The sequence below is a fragment of the uncultured Sphaerochaeta sp. genome, assembly GCF_963676625.2.
Lineage (GTDB): Bacteria > Spirochaetota > Spirochaetia > Sphaerochaetales > Sphaerochaetaceae > Sphaerochaeta.
On the sequence record NZ_CAXXYB010000008.1, the window covers coordinates 103,351 to 120,506 of the forward strand.

Annotated in this window: 15 protein-coding genes; 9 read left to right on the forward strand and 6 right to left on the reverse strand. The window is 46.9% G+C overall.

All coding sequences use genetic code 11. From position 1 onward, the window contains the following. Window positions 1-171: 171 nt before the first annotated feature. A complete protein-coding gene (locus ACHZBG_RS11070; protein ID WP_320129518.1) occupies window positions 172-1,461 on the forward strand; it encodes an amidohydrolase family protein in 1,290 nt (429 codons plus the stop codon). A gap of 93 nt (window positions 1,462-1,554) precedes the next feature. On the opposite strand, the gene ltrA is transcribed toward ACHZBG_RS11070, so the two are convergent. Both ltrA and eno read right to left on the reverse strand, forming a co-directional pair. Then, window positions 1,555-3,057, reverse strand: a complete 1,503-nt coding sequence (gene ltrA, locus ACHZBG_RS11075) for a group II intron reverse transcriptase/maturase (protein ID WP_320128961.1) — start codon at window positions 3,055-3,057, stop codon at window positions 1,555-1,557. Window positions 3,058-3,428: 371 nt separating this feature from the next. Continuing rightward, window positions 3,429-4,724: a phosphopyruvate hydratase gene (eno, locus tag ACHZBG_RS11080; protein ID WP_320129519.1), complete on the reverse strand. Its 1,296-nt coding sequence runs from the start codon at window positions 4,722-4,724 to the stop codon at window positions 3,429-3,431. 126 nt (window positions 4,725-4,850) lie between these two features. Between eno and ACHZBG_RS11085 the strand changes: the two genes are divergently transcribed. From ACHZBG_RS11085 to ACHZBG_RS11110, 6 genes are all read left to right on the forward strand, one after another. Beyond that, window positions 4,851-5,810 (forward strand): UPF0158 family protein, encoded by a 960-nt coding sequence (locus ACHZBG_RS11085; RefSeq protein ID WP_320129520.1) that lies wholly within the window; start codon window positions 4,851-4,853, stop codon window positions 5,808-5,810. Between the two features lie 102 nt (window positions 5,811-5,912). Next, a complete protein-coding gene (locus tag ACHZBG_RS11090; protein WP_320129521.1) occupies window positions 5,913-6,659 on the forward strand; it encodes a 6-phosphogluconolactonase in 747 nt (248 codons plus the stop codon). 99 nt (window positions 6,660-6,758) lie between these two features. Continuing rightward, entirely contained in the window at window positions 6,759-7,832 is a 1,074-nt protein-coding gene (gene uxuA, locus ACHZBG_RS11095) for a mannonate dehydratase (protein ID WP_320129522.1), read from the forward strand. Between the two features lies 1 nt (window position 7,833). Beyond that, window positions 7,834-8,538, forward strand: a complete 705-nt coding sequence (locus ACHZBG_RS11100; RefSeq protein ID WP_320129523.1) for a GntR family transcriptional regulator — start codon at window positions 7,834-7,836, stop codon at window positions 8,536-8,538. Window positions 8,539-8,555: 17 nt separating this feature from the next. Beyond that, a complete protein-coding gene (locus ACHZBG_RS11105) occupies window positions 8,556-10,163 on the forward strand; it encodes a mannitol dehydrogenase family protein (RefSeq protein WP_320129524.1) in 1,608 nt (535 codons plus the stop codon). A gap of 25 nt (window positions 10,164-10,188) precedes the next feature. Continuing rightward, entirely contained in the window at window positions 10,189-11,166 is a 978-nt protein-coding gene (locus tag ACHZBG_RS11110) for a YitT family protein (protein WP_320129525.1), read from the forward strand. Here the strand turns inward: ACHZBG_RS11110 and ACHZBG_RS11115 are convergent. Together ACHZBG_RS11115 and ACHZBG_RS11120 are read right to left on the reverse strand one after the other, a co-directional pair. After that, a complete protein-coding gene (locus ACHZBG_RS11115) occupies window positions 11,122-11,835 on the reverse strand; it encodes an LrgB family protein (RefSeq protein ID WP_320129526.1) in 714 nt (237 codons plus the stop codon). The genes ACHZBG_RS11110 and ACHZBG_RS11115 overlap by 45 nt on opposite strands. Further along, on the reverse strand, window positions 11,798-12,169 hold the full coding sequence (locus ACHZBG_RS11120) for a CidA/LrgA family protein (RefSeq protein WP_320129527.1): 372 nt from the start codon (window positions 12,167-12,169) through the stop codon (window positions 11,798-11,800). The genes ACHZBG_RS11115 and ACHZBG_RS11120 overlap by 38 nt, the downstream gene beginning before the upstream one ends. A gap of 69 nt (window positions 12,170-12,238) precedes the next feature. Between ACHZBG_RS11120 and ACHZBG_RS11125 the strand changes: the two genes are divergently transcribed. After that, on the forward strand, window positions 12,239-12,742 hold the full coding sequence (locus tag ACHZBG_RS11125) for a nitroreductase family protein (protein ID WP_320129528.1): 504 nt from the start codon (window positions 12,239-12,241) through the stop codon (window positions 12,740-12,742). Between the two features lie 84 nt (window positions 12,743-12,826). Then, window positions 12,827-13,879, forward strand: coding sequence for a DNA/RNA non-specific endonuclease (locus ACHZBG_RS11130; protein WP_320129529.1), 1,053 nt, complete (start codon window positions 12,827-12,829; stop codon window positions 13,877-13,879). Between the two features lie 131 nt (window positions 13,880-14,010). Here the strand turns inward: ACHZBG_RS11130 and ACHZBG_RS11135 are convergent, their stop codons facing one another. Both ACHZBG_RS11135 and fusA read right to left on the reverse strand, forming a co-directional pair. Next, on the reverse strand, window positions 14,011-14,718 hold the full coding sequence (locus ACHZBG_RS11135) for a hypothetical protein (protein WP_320129530.1): 708 nt from the start codon (window positions 14,716-14,718) through the stop codon (window positions 14,011-14,013). Window positions 14,719-14,889: 171 nt separating this feature from the next. Further along, window positions 14,890-16,998 carry an elongation factor G gene (gene fusA, locus ACHZBG_RS11140; RefSeq protein ID WP_320129531.1) on the reverse strand — a complete coding sequence of 703 codons (2,109 nt, stop codon included), beginning with the start codon at window positions 16,996-16,998 and terminating at the stop codon, window positions 14,890-14,892. Window positions 16,999-17,156 lie beyond the last annotated feature (158 nt).

The window sequence follows — 17,156 nt, forward strand, 5'->3', positions numbered from 1 at the left end:
TCCGATCATTCCTTCCAAGTATTTGCCAGAAGCAATTTTAAATACGCTACAATATAGCTGTCATGCTGTCAAGAAAAGAAGCGAGGAAGTCCCAGTCAGAAGAATTTATCAAAAAACCTGGTACCTTTCCTTTCACTTGTCTTATACTGGCAGGATAAAGGATACTGGCACATGAAATATGTTATCACGAATTGCTCAATGTACAATGGACAGGCCGAGAGTGACCTTGAATCGGCTGTGAATATCTATTTTGTCGATGGCACAATTTCCGAAATCACTAAGGAAGCCAAAATTCAGGAAGGGTATACAGTCATTGACGGTACATCAAAATATGTAATTCCGGGATTGATCAACACCCATGCCCATCTGTTCGGGACAGGAAAACCCTCCAAGAGCCTTGGCGGAGGCAATAGCCAAAAATTACTCATAGGGTACATAAAAACCAAGCTCGGACAAAGGACCCTGCATGGAATGGTAAGAAAAAGTGTGCGTGCGGCATTATTTTCCGGATGCACGACCGTACGGGGGGTCGGGGATTTCTTCTATAGCGACATTCGTATTCGTGATGAAGTAAACGCTGGAACCCAGATAGGTCCCAGATTGCTCGTCTCCGGCTTCGCCATCACTACGCATGACGGACACGGGGCCGGAACCTTTGCCATCACCGGCGATACTCCACAAGAACTCCAAGATCAGGTAATGGAGGTCTATCGTCATCATCCTGATCTCATCAAGATCTGTGTAACGGGGGGTGTCATGGATGCAAAAGTAAAAGGTGAGCCGGGAATAGTCAGGATGAATGAACAGCAGACGATAGCAGTTTGCGATAAAGTCCATGAACTTGGCTTACGTGTTGCCAGCCATACAGAGAGTCAAGAAGGGGTCAAGATAGCCCTTGCAGGCGGGGTCGACACCATTGAACATGGGTCGGAACTGACTGACCAGATGGTAGCAGATTACAAGAAACGAAATGTAGCCTTCAATTGCACGCTTTCCCCTGCACTTCCACTTTGTCGATTGTCACCTGAGCTGACCTTGCTCAACGATATGGCCGTCTTCAACTCAAAGGTTGTTTTTGACAATATTGTGGAAGGAACCAAGAAGGCCCTGGCAAACGGGGTTCTGGTAGGGATGGGAACTGATGCTTCCTGTCCGTTTGCCATGCAATACAATATGTGGCGGGAGCTCTGCTACTTCCACTCCTATATTGGTACGGATAACAAGCAGACCATTCATATTGCGACCGAGCAAAACGCCAAGGTTCTTGGAATAGCAGACCAGACGGGAACCCTGGAAATCGGTAAGTCAGCCGATATGTTGATCTTGGACAAAAATCCGTTGGAAGATCTCAAGGTATTGCGCAATGTATCTACCGTTATCTGCCAAGGAAAGGTATACGCTCATCCAGTGATAAAGAAAAATGAAAAGATCGAGAAAATTCTCGATACGTTACTAGAGTAAACACACAAAACAACAAGTAAGGAATCGAGTAGGCGGGGGCCACTAAGCCCCAACCTCTCACACCACCGTACGTGCCGTTCGGCATACGGCGGTTCAACCAAACAGACTATTGTACCGGAAATCCAGCACAATCCCATCTTGCTCCATACGCACAGTATGGAGCTTCTTGTAATAACCCAGAATATCCACCAGTCGGTAATGCTCATGAAGGCTCTCATTGCTGATGAGATAGTTCATGGATTTTGCCATCTTCCAGTACGACCTGCTGGCAAGTGTCCATTTCTTCAGCTTCCACTCTTCCGCTCCCAGTTGCCTGATGCGGTGTTTCCGGTTATTCCCGGACTTCCACTGTTTCCATAGATACTGGCGTATGCGCCTCCGAATCCACTCCATCAGGCCCTTGAGGTATTCCTTGATGGCACTTCTTGCAAAGTACCCAACCCAACCCCTCAGGATGCTGTTGAGCTCCCCAATGACCGTCCAGATGCTCACTCCGCGGTTGCGCTTCGTGACCAGCCGTATCCGGTCCTCAAGTTTCTTCAGCTTTTTCTCGTGGGGAACGGTCCTCCCAAGTTTTCCTCTCTCGCCGTATGTCCGGAATGTGAATCCGAGGAAGGTCGAACCTACGGCCCTCCTTGCCTCCGTCTTCTCCATGTTCACTTTCAGTTTCAGCTTCCGCTCCAGATAGCTTTTCGCGCTGTCCCTCACCCGGTAGGATGACATCTTGCTCTTGGTGAATATGTTGCAGTCATCGGCGTACCTCACAAACCGCAGTCCCCGCTTCTCCAGTTCCCTGTCGTAGGGGGTGAGATAGACGTTCGACAGCAGGGGCGACAACGGGCCCCCCTGCGGGGTACCCAGTGCTGTTGCCATCATGCTCCCGTTGGTCATCACTCCGCTTTTCAGATATACGTAGATGAGCCTCCTCACGTCCTTGTCGTCCATGTGCTTGTCGATTAGTCCCATGAGGATGTCATGGTCGACCGTGTCAAAGAACTTGGACAGGTCCAAGTCAACCACGTGCTTGTACCCTTCGGACATGTAGGTCTGGGCGAGTCGGACCGCATCCTCGGCGCTCCTGCCGGGCCTGAACCCGAAGCTGAAGTCGCTGAATGTCGGTTCGAACACCGGGGTCAGAACCTGCACCAGGGCCTGCTGGATTACCCGGTCCACTGCCGTCGGTATCCCCAGCAGACGCACGCCCCCGTTGTCCTTGGGTATTTCCCGTCGGAGCACCGGTTTGGGTTTGTACGTCCGAGTGACAATCCGCTCGCGAATCAAGGCCCAGTTGGCTTCAAGGTAGGATGGAAGTTCAGTCACTTCCATCCCGTCGATTCCCGCAGAACCCTTGTTCTGCATCACCTTCCTCATCGCTTGCTGGATGTTCGCAAGGGAAATCAGTTGCTCGCACAGTCTCGTGTTCGGTCTTGACCTGTCTTCCTCTCTCATTCGTTCCTTTCTCACCCGCATCATCACTGGTAGGCTCTCGCCGTTCGGATTTGCGGATGGACCTTTCCCTTTCGAAAGGCGTTTGATTGTTCGGCCCTTTGCGTCCGTTTCCCCGGTCGCTACTACGGCCTCTGCTGACTTCTCCACATTCGTTGTTACTACGTCGTCATAAGCGATGTTGCAGCCTCGTACGCTGTGGAGACCTCGCGGGATAAGTCATCACTCTTTCCTCGTTTACCCGCCTGATTTACAGATGAAGGTCACATTGCCTTTGGGATTCACTGATAGTAGCCAGCTTGTCCCCTCCACCTGCCTACTATCAGGTTTCTGTCCGTCGGGCCACGATTTCGCTATTGCTTCTTCCCTCCCACACCTCGCGGCGTGAAACTTGCAAGTCGCTATCGGGTTCGTCGGCAACTACGCCCCTTGGGAATTTCACCCAAGAATGATGACATGCCCGTCATACTACTGATAAAGGCCACCTCACGGTGGCCTTTATCGATATAGGATAGATGATACTAAAGAATGCGGAAAGCTTCGCGTCCAGCATATTTTGCGGTGTCACCAAGGTAATCCTCGATGCGCATCAGCTGGTTGTACTTGGCAAGACGATCAGAACGGCTCATGGAACCAGTCTTGATCTCTCCGGTCTCGAGACCAACCACCAAATCAGCAATGAAGTTGTCTTCAGTCTCACCGGAACGGTGGGAAACAACTGCGGTATAACCGTTGCGCTTTGCAAGGTCAATGGCTTCATAGGTTTCGGTAAGGGTACCAATCTGGTTGACCTTGATAAGGATGGAGTTGGCAACGCCCTTCTCCAGACCCATCTTCAGTCTCTCTACATTGGTTACGAACAAATCATCACCGACGAGCTGGATGCGATCGCCAATCCGGTCAGTCAAGATCTTCCAACCTTCCCAATCGTCTTCGGCCATGCCGTCCTCAAGGGAAATGATGGGATAACGATTGCACCAGTCTTCCCACATATCTACCATCTGCTTGCTGGTAAGTTTTTCGCCAGTAGTCCATTTGAGCGTATAGAGTTTGGTTTCCTCGTCATATAATTCTGAAGCGGCTGGGTCAAGGGCGATCATGAAATCACCATCGCGTCCCGTGGTATAACCGGAATTCTTGATAGCCTGCATGATAACTTCAAGGGCTTCTTCATTGGACTGCAAATCAGGGGCAAAACCACCTTCATCACCGACACCAGTGTTGTAGCCTTTGGCTGTAAGAACTTTTTTCAGGTTGTGGAAAACCTCTGCAGTCCAGCGGACACCTTCACGGAGGGAAGGAGCACCGATAGGCATGACCATGAATTCCTGGAAGTCAACCTTGTTATCGCTATGGGCACCACCGTTGAGGATGTTGGCCATCGGAACGGGAAGAAGGCAAGCATGATAGGATCCAAGATATTTGTACAGTGGCAAACCGAGGAAATCGGCAGCGGCACGGGCAACAGCCATGGAAACACCAAGAATTGCATTTGCACCAAGCTTAGCCTTGTTTGGGGTACCATCAAGGGCAATCATCGCACGGTCAATGGCAACCTGGTCAAGAGCATCCATACCTTCCAGTTCAGGAGCGATAATATCGTTGACATTGTCAACAGCCTTGAGAACACCTTTGCCCATATAGCGTTTCTTATCGCCATCACGAAGTTCAACAGCTTCGTGAACACCGGTGGAAGCCCCAGAGGGTACCGCTGCACGGCCCATTGAGCCATCTTCGAGAATAACGTCTACTTCAATGGTGGGATTACCACGTGAGTCAAGGATTTCCCTGGCTTCGATAAATTCAATAATGCTCATGAATATACTCCTAATTTGATAATTGGAATCGCTCTATTAATATCGTATCTTTTACCACGAATGTCAAGGTAATCAAGAACTTGAGCCCCCTAGCCAAGAGAGCAAATGCATACTACAATGAACTTCATGGAAACACAGAGAGATACGTATCCACTCCCACTGCTCACCCCCTTTTTGCGCGATGAGATAATCTTTGCCATGGAGGATCAGGAAAGAACGTATTTTCTCGATCTGGAAACAGGAATGCTGGTCCAGGAAGAAGAAATAGAGGGAGATCTTTCTGTCTTTTCTGAAGATCGTTACCTATCAATTCCCGATTGGGAACCAGCCGACGGTTTCAGGATAATGGAAAAATTTTCCAATCTTGTACGCAATCCCCTTTACCGGGAAAAACTCCTCAATGCCCTGCAAGTCGGAAAAGGAGTGTTCAGGCGTTTCAAGGATATTGTCTCCGAACAGCCTGCTCTGGAAAGACAATGGTTCGCATTCAAGGATTTGGAAATGGAACGTGCCGTCTTTACTTGGTATAAAAGCAACAACGGAGCCATTCAACTCAAGGAATTGAATCCAGAACCAGAAGAATTGACCGATGATATTCTCCAGGAAGACTTTCTTATTGAGTCAACCGTAGATGAAGTTAGGCTTCAGGAAATAACAGAACTCCAACAAATACTCTTGGATGAGCTGGATAGAGGCAATGCGGCCCAGAAGAAAAGCCTTCTTTTTTTATTGTTGAAACTGCAGGAATCAAGGAATCTTGAATATATTTATGCTTTGACCCAAGGTGGCTATCTCGCTGGATATATTGCTTACAGGATACTTGAGTCTCAAACTGCGGAAATAGTTTTTTTCGGTATCAGGCAAGAATTCCGTGGCCTGGGATTGTTCAAACATCTATTTGATTCCTTCAGCAGAAAAGTCTCAAGAAGGGGTATCCCCTATCTTGTCATCAACCTAGGAGGAGAGACCGTCGGTCTTGACAAACTATTTGTTCCCATGGAGGGTACTATCATTACAAAGCAAGTACTCATAACCTCCGAAAACTGGAACTCTTCTCAAACCTCCACGGACATAGCGTTTCTCTAGCACTTTCACGGCAAGTCTCCTCCCACCCTCTTGCCCTAAATGGAAAAAAATACCATATCTATACATATAAGAATATTACGTTGAATCTTGGATGAGGCTACTATGCGAATAACTATTTGTGACGACAAACATGATCTTGGTACCCAAGCTGCTAAGCTTGGAGCAAAACTTATAAAAGAGGCTATCTTGGAGAAAGGCAAGGCCGTAATTGTCCTTCCCACGGGACTTAGCCAAATTGACATGTATGATGTCCTCACCAAAGAATCAATTCCCTGGGATAAGGTAGAGGCCTTCCATCTTGATGAATATGTAGGTCTCAGTGCATCAAATCCCTCCAGTTTCCGTTATTATCTCCAAAAACGTTTTGTAAGCAAAATAAAAGGTCTGGGAGCTTTCCATGAAATTGAGGCCGATGCAAAGGATCTTCTGGGGGAAGTAAAACGACTCAACGACCTACTTTCGGACAAAGTCGTTGATGTCATCTTTTTGGGCATTGGCGAAAATGGGCACATAGCCTTCAACGATCCACCGGCAAACCTTGAAACAACCAATCCTTTCATCATCGTAAATTTGGAAGAGCGTTGCAGACGTCAGCAAGTAAGCGAGAAATGGTTTGCTTCCTTGGATGAGGTTCCTACCCAAGCCATATCCATATCCATACGCCAGATACTGAAAGCAAAATCACTCATCTGTTCGGTCCCTGACCAACGGAAGGCCCGGGCAGTAGCCATGTGTCTCTATGACCAGCTTTCACCGTACTCCCCCTGTACAGTGCTCAGGGACAAGGAAGAATGTACACTCCTGCTGGACAAACCCTCCTCCATGCTCATCCTCGGAGACAGGCGTTAGGGGACTTTCAGCAAAAAGATTCAAAAGGGTGATTTCAATTCTTGCAACTAATATATTAGTATGTTAGATTAAAAGGGAAAAGCTTCAGGAGGCTAATCCATGAATATGACATTACGTTGGTATGGTTCAAAATTTGATTCAGTAACACTCAAACAGATTCGGCAGATACCCGGGGTCGAGGGTGTGATTTCCACTTTATATGATATTCCTGCAGGAGAAATCTGGCCCCAGGAAAAAATCCATGACCTGAAAACGGAAATCGAGGCATCAGGACTCAAACTCTGTGGTATCGAAAGTGTAAATGTACACGATGCCATCAAGATCGGAACTCCCGACCGCGATACCTACATCCAGAATTATATTACGACACTCGAAAATCTTGGAAAAGAGAACATCAAAATGGTCTGCTATAACTTCATGCCGGTCTTCGATTGGACCCGCACGGATTTGGCCAAAATGAGAGAAGATGGTTCCACTGTTCTTGCCTATGACCAAAAGGTCGTGGATACCATAGACCCCCAGACGTTTCTCACCCAGACCAATAGCAATTCAAACGGATTCAGCATGCCTGGTTGGGAGCCCGAGAGACTTGCAAAGGTGAAGGATCTGTTCGAAGCCTATAAAGAGGTAACCGAAGAAAAACTATTCAACAACCTCATCTATTTTCTCAAGGCAATCCAGACAACCTGCGAAACCTATGGCATCAAGATGGCAATCCATCCCGATGATCCCGCATGGCCTGTCTTCGGACTTCCCAGGATTATCACCAGCAAGGAGAAAATCCTCAAGGTAATGAAAGCTGTCGATGCCCCCTTCAATGGATTGACCTTTTGCGCCGGATCTTTCGGAACCAATCCGAAGAATGATTTGCCGGGAATCATCAGGGCCCTGCCGGGAAGAATCCACTTTGCCCATGTAAGGAACCTGCACCATTTTGGACCTGGCGTATTTGAAGAGGCCGCCCACCTTTCACGTGACGGATCGTTTGATCTGTACGAAATCTGCAAAGCCTTGCATGACATTGGATTCGATGGACCTATCAGACCCGACCATGGACGAATGATCTGGGGTGAAGTAGCCATGCCTGGCTATGGTCTCTACGATCGTGCCCTAGGCGCAGAATATATCCTGGGACTTTTTGAGGCTATCGAAAAAAACTCCAAGAAAAACTGACATGGCACTTGTCATGCGAATAACCGCATCAGAAGAGATCTACCAAAAGCTACGAAACGAAATTCTCTCGCTTCGTTTTGAACCGGGACAGGAACTGAACCTGCAACTGCTCGCTACGCAGTTGCAAGTCAGCCGGTCACCGGTCCGTGATGCCTTGATGAAACTAAGTGGCGATAATTTGGTCGACATCTTTCCCCAGAGAGGGACAAGGGTTTCCTGTATCGACCTCAAGCAGGTCGAGGAGGAACGATTTCTGAGAAAAAGTCTCGAACAGAGCGCAGTACGGAAATTTGTCCCAATTGCAAAATGCAAGGAACTTGGACAGATGGAAGATGCCATTACCCTTCAGCAACGGGCAATGGTCTCCAAGGATTTCAATCAATTCCTTGAAGCGGATGACACCTTTCATGCAGCAATTTTCTCAGGCATCGATATGGATAGGATATGGAATCTCATTTGTAGCCAAGGGGGAAACCATCATCGTATTCGCTTGCTTTCCTTTGCAGAAAAAGATGTACTCGGCAATATCATCGAGCAACATAGGGCCATGCTTGATGCTATCAAGCAAAAGGACCTTGAAACAGTCCTTGCAATAGAACACCGACACTTGGATAAATTGTTGGAAGAAACAGAATTCATGATCAAGAGACATCCTTTCTATTTCAAAAAGATTCAGGCAACGGAAGGACTGATTCCAAAAAATTAAAAACAGGAGAAACCAAAGTGAAATTGACAGCAAAAAGTTTGACTGATAGGAAAATCTGGGAAGCCAAGGGTTTTGGGCTCCCCTCGTTCGACAGGGAGGCAATGATTGCCCAAACCCTGGAAAACCCGACCTGGATTCATTTCGGTGCAGGAAATATTTTTCGGGGTTTTCCGGCAGCCTTGCAACAGAGCCTTCTGGATGAGGGAAAAGCCAAGACGGGAATCATAGTCGGAGAAGGATTCGATTACGAGATAATCGACAAGATCTATCAAAAGCACGACAACCTAACCCTCATGGTTACACTCAAGAGCGATGGTTCAATCGATAAACAGGTAATTGCCTCGGTTGCAGCAGCCTATAAATGCGACCCTCAATTCCCTGATGAATGGGAAACTTTCAAGAAACTGTTCCGATCTCCTTCCTTGCAAATGGTAACCTTTACCATCACCGAGAAAGGCTATGGGCTGAAAGGCGGAAACGGTGAATACTACCCTGCCATTCTCGCTGACTTTGCCAATGGTCCGAAAAATCCCTCGATGTTCCTTGCAAAGCTTACGGCCTTGGTATATGAACGCTATCTGGAAAAACAGGTTCCCCTTACGCTTCTAAGCATGGACAACTGCTCACACAACGGAGAAAAACTCCAGGCGGCGGTAACCACCATTGCAAAGGAATGGATTTCCAGGGGTTTGGTCGAAAAGGGCTTCCATTCCTATCTTACCAAGCAAGTAGCCTTTCCCTGGTCCATGATCGATAAAATCACACCACGCCCTGATGCAAACGTCAAGGTTATGCTGGAACAAGCAGGATTTGAAGACACAGATATGGTCATCACCGACAAGCATACCTATATTGCGCCTTTCGTAAATGCAGAGGAATGCCAATACCTTGTAATTGAAGACACCTTTCCCAATGGACGCCCTGAGCTGGAATCCACAGGGGTATATTTCACCGACCGCGAGACTGTCAACAAAGTAGAGAAAATGAAGGTATGCACCTGTCTCAATCCCTTGCATACCGCCTTGGCCATCTTTGGTTGCCTGCTTGGATATACGTTGATCGCCGATGAAATGAAGGATCCCCTTCTTAACAAACTCGTGCATACCATTGGCTATGTAGAGGGAATGCCTGTTGTTGTCGATCCCAAGATCCTTGATCCAAGAAAATTCATCGGGGAAGTGCTTGAGAAGCGAATTCCCAACCCGTTTATGCCCGACACTCCGCAACGTATTGCAACCGACACCTCACAGAAACTCGGAATTCGTTTTGGGGAGACCATCAAGGCCTATATGGCAAATGATGCCTTGAATCTTGCTGATTTAAAACTCATTCCCTTGGTATTTGCCGGTTGGATCCGTTATTTGATGGGTATTGATGATGAGGGCAACACGTTCACTCCCAGTTCAGACCCCCGTCTGGAACAGGAAATGGCCTATGTAAAAACTATCAAGCTAGGAGATACTGGACCTTTTTCAGATACACTCAAACCAATACTCAGCGATGAGTCGATTTTTGGTGTGGACCTCTATGAAACAGGTTTGGCCCCTCTCGTTGAAACCTACTTCACCGAGATGGTAGCCGCAAGTGGAGCTATTCGTGCAACTTTGCAAAAACATGTAAAATAAGCTCATCAATTCTGGTTGTCCACAAATGCATTTCGAAGTATTCTGTGGACAACACATCAAGAGGATTCTAAAAGCTATGCACGCAACTTCAGCACGCACGGTTTCCAAGGCATTGCATATTACCTTGGGAACCTGTTTGGCGGGTTTTTCCATTGCGACGTTCATCACCCCTGCCAAGATTGCCAGCGGTGGGGTAAATGGCATTGCAATCATTTTTTTTCACTTGTTTGGCTGGGACCCCGGAGTCACCATGCTTTGCATCTCCATCCCGTTATTCCTCATAGGCCTCAAGGTCTTTGGAAAGATGTACGGGGCAGGTTGCCTTGCAGGAACCTTGATGCTTTCCTTTTGGGTCAGCTTATTCGGTAGACTTACCCAATACAAGGGTTTTCTTCCTTATGTCGATAGAATGGATATCTTGCTATCTGCTATTTTTGGCGGAGTATTGCTCGGTAGCGGAATCGGCATTGTCATGCGCTCGGGAGCCAACACCGGAGGCACCGATATCATTGCCCAGATAATAAATCGCTTCACTCCCATTCCCCTGGGAACCGCGTTGTTCCTGACCGATGCCATGGTCATATTGATCGGGGCTTTTGTCTTTGGCTTTGAAAGGGCTTTATTTGCAGTCATCACCCTCTATCTATCTGGCCAGATGGTAAATTTCGTCGTTATGAGTTTAGGCAATAAATATGCCAAGACAGCCTATATCGTAAGCGAAAAGCATGAGAGGATCGGGCAAAGAATCATAGAGGAATTGCACCATGGGGGGACCCTTCTCAACGGAGTTGGAATCTTTACGGGGAAATCCCGCACAATGCTCCTGGCGGTCGTCCACAACCAGGAGATTACGCTCCTGACCCAAATCGTCCATGAGGAAGACCCCACAGCCTTTATGTTCGTGCAAGAAACCTATCAGGTCCTGGGACAAGGGTTCGTCCCCATGAACCGAATTGCCCTAGCGGAGAAACAGAGGAGCAAACAGAACAGTAAAAAGACCTGAGAAGCTTATTGCGATACTGCTCATAGCTCCCTGGATCTTTCCGATTTCCAGTGCCTTGCTCGTTCCCACTACATGGCTGCAACAGCCGATGCCCAACCCCTGGGCCACGGGGTCCTTCACATGAAAGACCTTCACGAGCAAGGGTGCAAATATGTTTCCCGATACCCCGGTGATAATTACCATGGCGATGGTCAATGCAGGCACTCCTCCCAGTTGGAGAGAAACTGCCAAGGCAATGGGGGTGGTCACTGATTTAGGAAGCATGGAGGCCAGGACAACATCATCCAAACCAAGCCATTTGCACAGAAGGGTTATGGTTGCCATGGAAGCGAGACTTCCCGTAAGGGTCCCCAAGACAATAGGAAGCAAGTTTTCTCCTACCACGATTCTTTGTCGGTAGATGGACAAGGCAAGAACTGCAGTGGCAGGCGCCAAAAACATGGCAATAAAGGAACCACCTTTATCGTAATAACTGAGAGGTATATGGAAAACCACCAAAAAACCACCAGATAAAAACATGGCAATGGCAAGAGGATTGACCAAGGGAGTTTTGGCCAACTTGAAAAGGGCAAGGCCAATGGCATAGGTTGCAATGGACAGGACAATACCAAACATTGGAGTATCAAGCAATTCAAGCATGGGTACGATTCCTCCAATATCCTTGTACATGAACAACCAGGACTACCGTCCAGCTGCTCACGGCAAAGCAGACGACCAGGGAAGCCAAGGCAACAACAAATAATTGCCACCAGACACTTTTCAATAGGTCAAAGTACTCGATGATCTGAACTCCCGAAGGAAGAAAGAAGAAGGTCATATTGGATAATAAATAGTCAGCGGGTTTCTCGATATGCTGCTCTTTCATTATCCCTGACATGAGAAGCAGAAACAATAACACCATACTGATGATGCTTCCGGGAAGAGGCAGGGGAATTACGGAGGATAGCACTTCACCCAGTAGGCAAAGGCCAAAGAGAATACCGATTTGCATTAGAATCTTCATTTCAAGTAACATACCCTATTGGAAAGACAAATGTGAATAGGTATAACTAATATTTAGGGAGAATAAGAAATGAATGAAGTCATGAAGTCAATCATCACACGAAGAAGTATCCGGTCCTTCCAGAAAAAGCAAGTTGAAAATGAAAAACTGGAGCTGGTTCTCCATGCAGCCACCCAAGCCCCAAACGGAATGCGCCAGGAACCTTGGCATTTTACGGCTTTGCAAAATCCTGAGTTGCTAAAGAAATTGGATCTCTTGGTTGCAGGGGAAGGAAAATCTTTTTTTTATCATGCCCCTACCCTTATTCTCGTTTCCATAGAACAAGGAAATCGTTTTGCCCAAGCTGATACTGCCTGTGCAATGACTAACATGATGCAAGCTGCCCATGCCTTGGGTCTCGGTTCAGTCTGGTGCAACCGTATCAACGGAAACAATGAAATTGACACAAAACTCACTGAGTATGGGATTCCCCAAGGATTCCAGGTCACTGCGACGCTTGCCCTAGGGTATGCAGCAGAACCACTGCCCGAGAAATTGGAACATAAGGTAAATACCATTACATACGTTCGTTGATCCAAGAGAGGGAAAGCAAATACGGCTTTTCCTTTTTTGTTCCACCCTATATACTTTTCCAACAACCAAACGAGGGGCTGACCGATGAAGAAAAACAAACTCAAGAAGACAATGGATGTCAAAGTAGCTAAAGTCAAGAAACGAGGCAAGAAGCTTCTTTATCTACTGATAGCCATACTCATCCTCTGGATCTTGACTCTCATTTTTGCACCTTCGGAGACTGAGTTCGAGAGCACTTCATCTGTTGGAACCATTCAAGGCCTGGAAATTCCCCGTACCTATGATGGTGATGAAATCATCAACCATACGGGTTATACCCTTTGTTATGATGACAGGAATGAACAGGCAAAATGGGTTGCCTATGAACTGACAAGGGATGAACTGTACGGTACCTACGAGCGTACAGATGATTTCAAGGCTGACCCGGCAGTTCAATTCAGGTCAGCTTCATTGGATGATTATAAAAGTAGTGGATATGACCGAGGGCATCTCATCCCTGCAGCCGATCAAAGCTGGTCAAAAGAGGCTATGGAGGATTCTTTCTATCTTAGTAACATGAGTCCCCAGGATCCTCAATTCAATCGCGGTATCTGGAGCAAGTTGGAATCTGCAGTCAGAAACATTGCAGACACCGAGGGATCCATCTATGTGGTGACAGGCCCTGTCTTGACTGATGGACCTTTCAAGACCATCGGGAAAAACAAGGTAGCCGTTCCAAAGTATTATTACAAGGTCTTGCTCGATTACACTGACCCCCAACTCAAGGCAATTGGTTTTATCCTGCCCAACGAGGGATCTTCAAAACCTTTGGAATCATTTGCAACAACCGTGGATGCAGTAGAGAAACTGACCAAGATCGATTTTTTTCCGAAACTTCCCGACAAGCAGGAAGACTTCCTGGAAGGGTCTGTCAATGTCAATGACTGGGCCTTTGGTGACTTCCAAGCCAGTGCAAAGGATCGCAAAGCTTATACGCCAGTGGAGGAAAAAATCACGGGAAAAGCCAGCCCCCTATATTACCTGGCAAAGAACTCCCTGACGGGCGTACTGGTCTTGGTAAAGAATGAATCGATGGTCATAATAAAGACCATCGTTCCAAAGGATTTTCTTGAGAAAATCGAAAAAGCTTTTGATTGATACTTTGCTTTTATAAGAATCTTGGCAAAACAAAACCCTGGGCAATGAAAAAACAAAGCTCAGGGTTTTGTATATCCTTATCTGTAACTCCAGGCCCTAGAAAAAGGCCGCTTTCGCGGCCCTTTTGCATATTAGTTAGAGATGAGCATTGTTTTTGGATCCAAATTGACCCCCATGGGTTTCTCATGCATGCTTCCATGGGATTTCACTATTGTCATTACGACCTTGTCCCTGGTTTCATTGTAGATCAAACCAATCAAGACATCGATCATCTTGGAGTATTTCCCCATGGTATTGGGAACTCCATATACATCATACACGACATCAGCACGAACCGGAGATACACTGAACCATACCTCGAGATTCATATCTTGAGCGAATTTCTTGATTTTAGCTACATCCTCAGGGGTTGCAACTGTTAGTTTATAACCATCAAACAAAATAGCATCAGCTTTGAAGGATCCATGCTTGATAAGCGTTTCCAAACTGGAAAGGACCTTGTCGATCGTAACATTCTCCTGACTGAAATTCATCACGACACGATTGGAAAGAATATTGTTATAGACGACGGCTGCATCATCCAGACTCTTTCCGTCGGAGACCTCACGAAACACTTCCTTGTACCAATTAATGACATGTTCGACATTCCCGGAAAAGGATACGTGAATTACATGTTCCCCCCTAAGAAGCTTATCGGTTGCCAAATGTACAAGACATGCAGTCTTTCCTACACCATGACGAGAAACAAGTACACCCAGATTTCCACGACCGAGTCCACCATCCAATGATTTTTCAAACATCCTAAGCGGGCTCAAGTCGTTCAACTCTTCGATTTCCATATGCTCACCTCCGAGAAGATTTTTGGTTCATCTAAAGTATACTATGGATTTCCCCTGCCGTGGGAACTTTTTGGGGGAAGTATCCCAAACTCCTCTCCAAAGGTCAGGAAAATTGCGCACAAAAAAGCCAGGTAGTTTGAAACCACCTGGCTTTTTCTGGTAACCAACAGATTATTTCTGTTCGTTCTTTCTCTTTTCTTGGTAATCTTTCTTGAGCTGATCGGAAACACTCACTGGTACACGACCATACTTGAAGACTTCCATCGAGAACTCGCCCTTTCCTTGGGTAAGGGAACGAAGAGCAGTCGAATAGCCAAACATCTCAGAAAGAGGAATTTCGGCATACACGGTACACATTGCATGATCCTCAGTAGAACTGATGATAATACCACGTCTCTGGTTTACCGAGGCAAAGAGGCTGCCCTGGAACTCACTGGGAGCAGTTATCTCGACTTTCATGATAGGCTCGAGGATAACTGGCTTGGCTTTCTCATAGGCTTCCCTGAATGCACCGACAGCAGCAGACTGGAAGGCCATATCAGAAGAGTCAACGGGATGCCAGGCACCATCATTGATAACACAACGAACACCACGGACAGGGAAACCAATCTGGGTACCTTTCTTCATGCTGGCCTGGAAGCCCTTGTCACAGGAAGGAATATACTCGTTAGGAATCGAACCGCCCTTGATCTCATTGACAAATTCGTAATCCTTGGCTTCCTCACCCTCTGCAGGATCTGGAATGGGTTCCATATATCCGGCAACACGGCCATACTGACCGGAACCACCTGTCTGCTTCTTATGGGTATAGTTGAAATCTGCACGCTGGGTAATGGCTTCACGGAACGCAACCTCAGGCTGGCCAATTTCGACCTCTGCCTTGTATTCGCGCTTCATACGCTCGACATAAACCTCAAGGTGCAACTCTCCCATTCCCTGGATGATGGTCTGGTTGGATTCTGGGTCAACAAAACAACGGAAAGTAGGATCTTCCTTGGTAAACCTATTCAAGGCCTTGCCCATATTGTCCGCCGATTTCTTGTCAATCGGTTTGATTGACAGGGAAATAACCGGAGTTGGGACAAACATGGAGCTCATCGAATAGTTCAATTTCGGATCACAGAAAGTATCGCCAGAAGCACACTCAATACCAAACAAGGCAGCAATTTCACCACAACCTGCTTCGACAAGATCTTCCATGGCGGCAGCATGCATCTTGATCAAACGACCAACCCTGAACTTCTTATGGCTACGGGTATTGTACAGTTCGTCGCCCTTCTTGACTTTACCTTGGTATACGCGAATATAGGTCAACTGCCCATATTGGCCATCTTCAAGCTTGAAAGCAAGAACGACAGGAGGAAGATTTTCGTCGGAAGGAAGTATGATCTCTTGCTCGTTGTTGTCGATGTCGAGAGCCTTGTTGGTGACCTCGGCAGGATTCGGAAGATAGCTGACAACACCATTAAGCAAAGCCTGGATACCCTTGTTCTTGTAAGCTGATCCCATAAGAACCGGGACAAGCTGCAGGGCAATAGTAGCCTTTCGAACTGCTTTCTGGATAATCTCGACGGTAACATTGTCTTCGAGCATTGCTTCCATCAGTTCATCGGAACACATGGATATGCTATCGAGCATTACTTCCCGTTTTGATTTGGCCTCTTCAAGCAATTCTGCAGGAATCTCAGCCTCACGCATTTGATCCTGGGTTTCGCCACCATCAAAATAAAGGGCCTTCATGGTAATCAAATCAACGACACCCTCAAGCTTGTCTTCAAGCCCAATGGGAATCTGGAGAAGAACTGCATTCAACCCAAGTTTCTCGACCAATTGTTTCTGGACACGATAGGGATTTGCACCTGTCCTGTCACATTTGTTGATGAAGGCAATACGGGGAACATGATAACGCTTCATCTGGCGGTCAACTGTTATTGACTGGCTCTGCACGCCTGCAACAGAGCACAATACCAGGATTGCGCCATCAAGGACGCGCAAGGAACGCTCAACTTCAATGGTGAAGTCAACGTGTCCCGGAGTATCGATAATATTGATTTCCGTATCTTTCCACTGAACATTGGTTGCTGCAGAGGCAATCGTGATACCACGTTCACGTTCAAGCTCCATGCTATCCATGGTAGCACCAACGCCATCCTTGCCACGAACTTCATGAATTTCGTGGATTCTATTGCAGTAGTAGAGGATCCTTTCGGTAAGAGTCGTTTTACCCGAGTCAATGTGGGCACTAATTCCGATATTCCTCATTTGTTGCAAGTCAGCCATACTATTAAACCTCTATAATATAGAATATAAGCGATGCTGCAGCTGTAAACTACAGCTATTTCTTTTCCCTATTGCAGGAACCTAAAAGCCCTTGTCACCAAGAATTGGTCCATAAGGCAAAGGTACATGACAACCCAGCACACCGTAAAGACAGCATA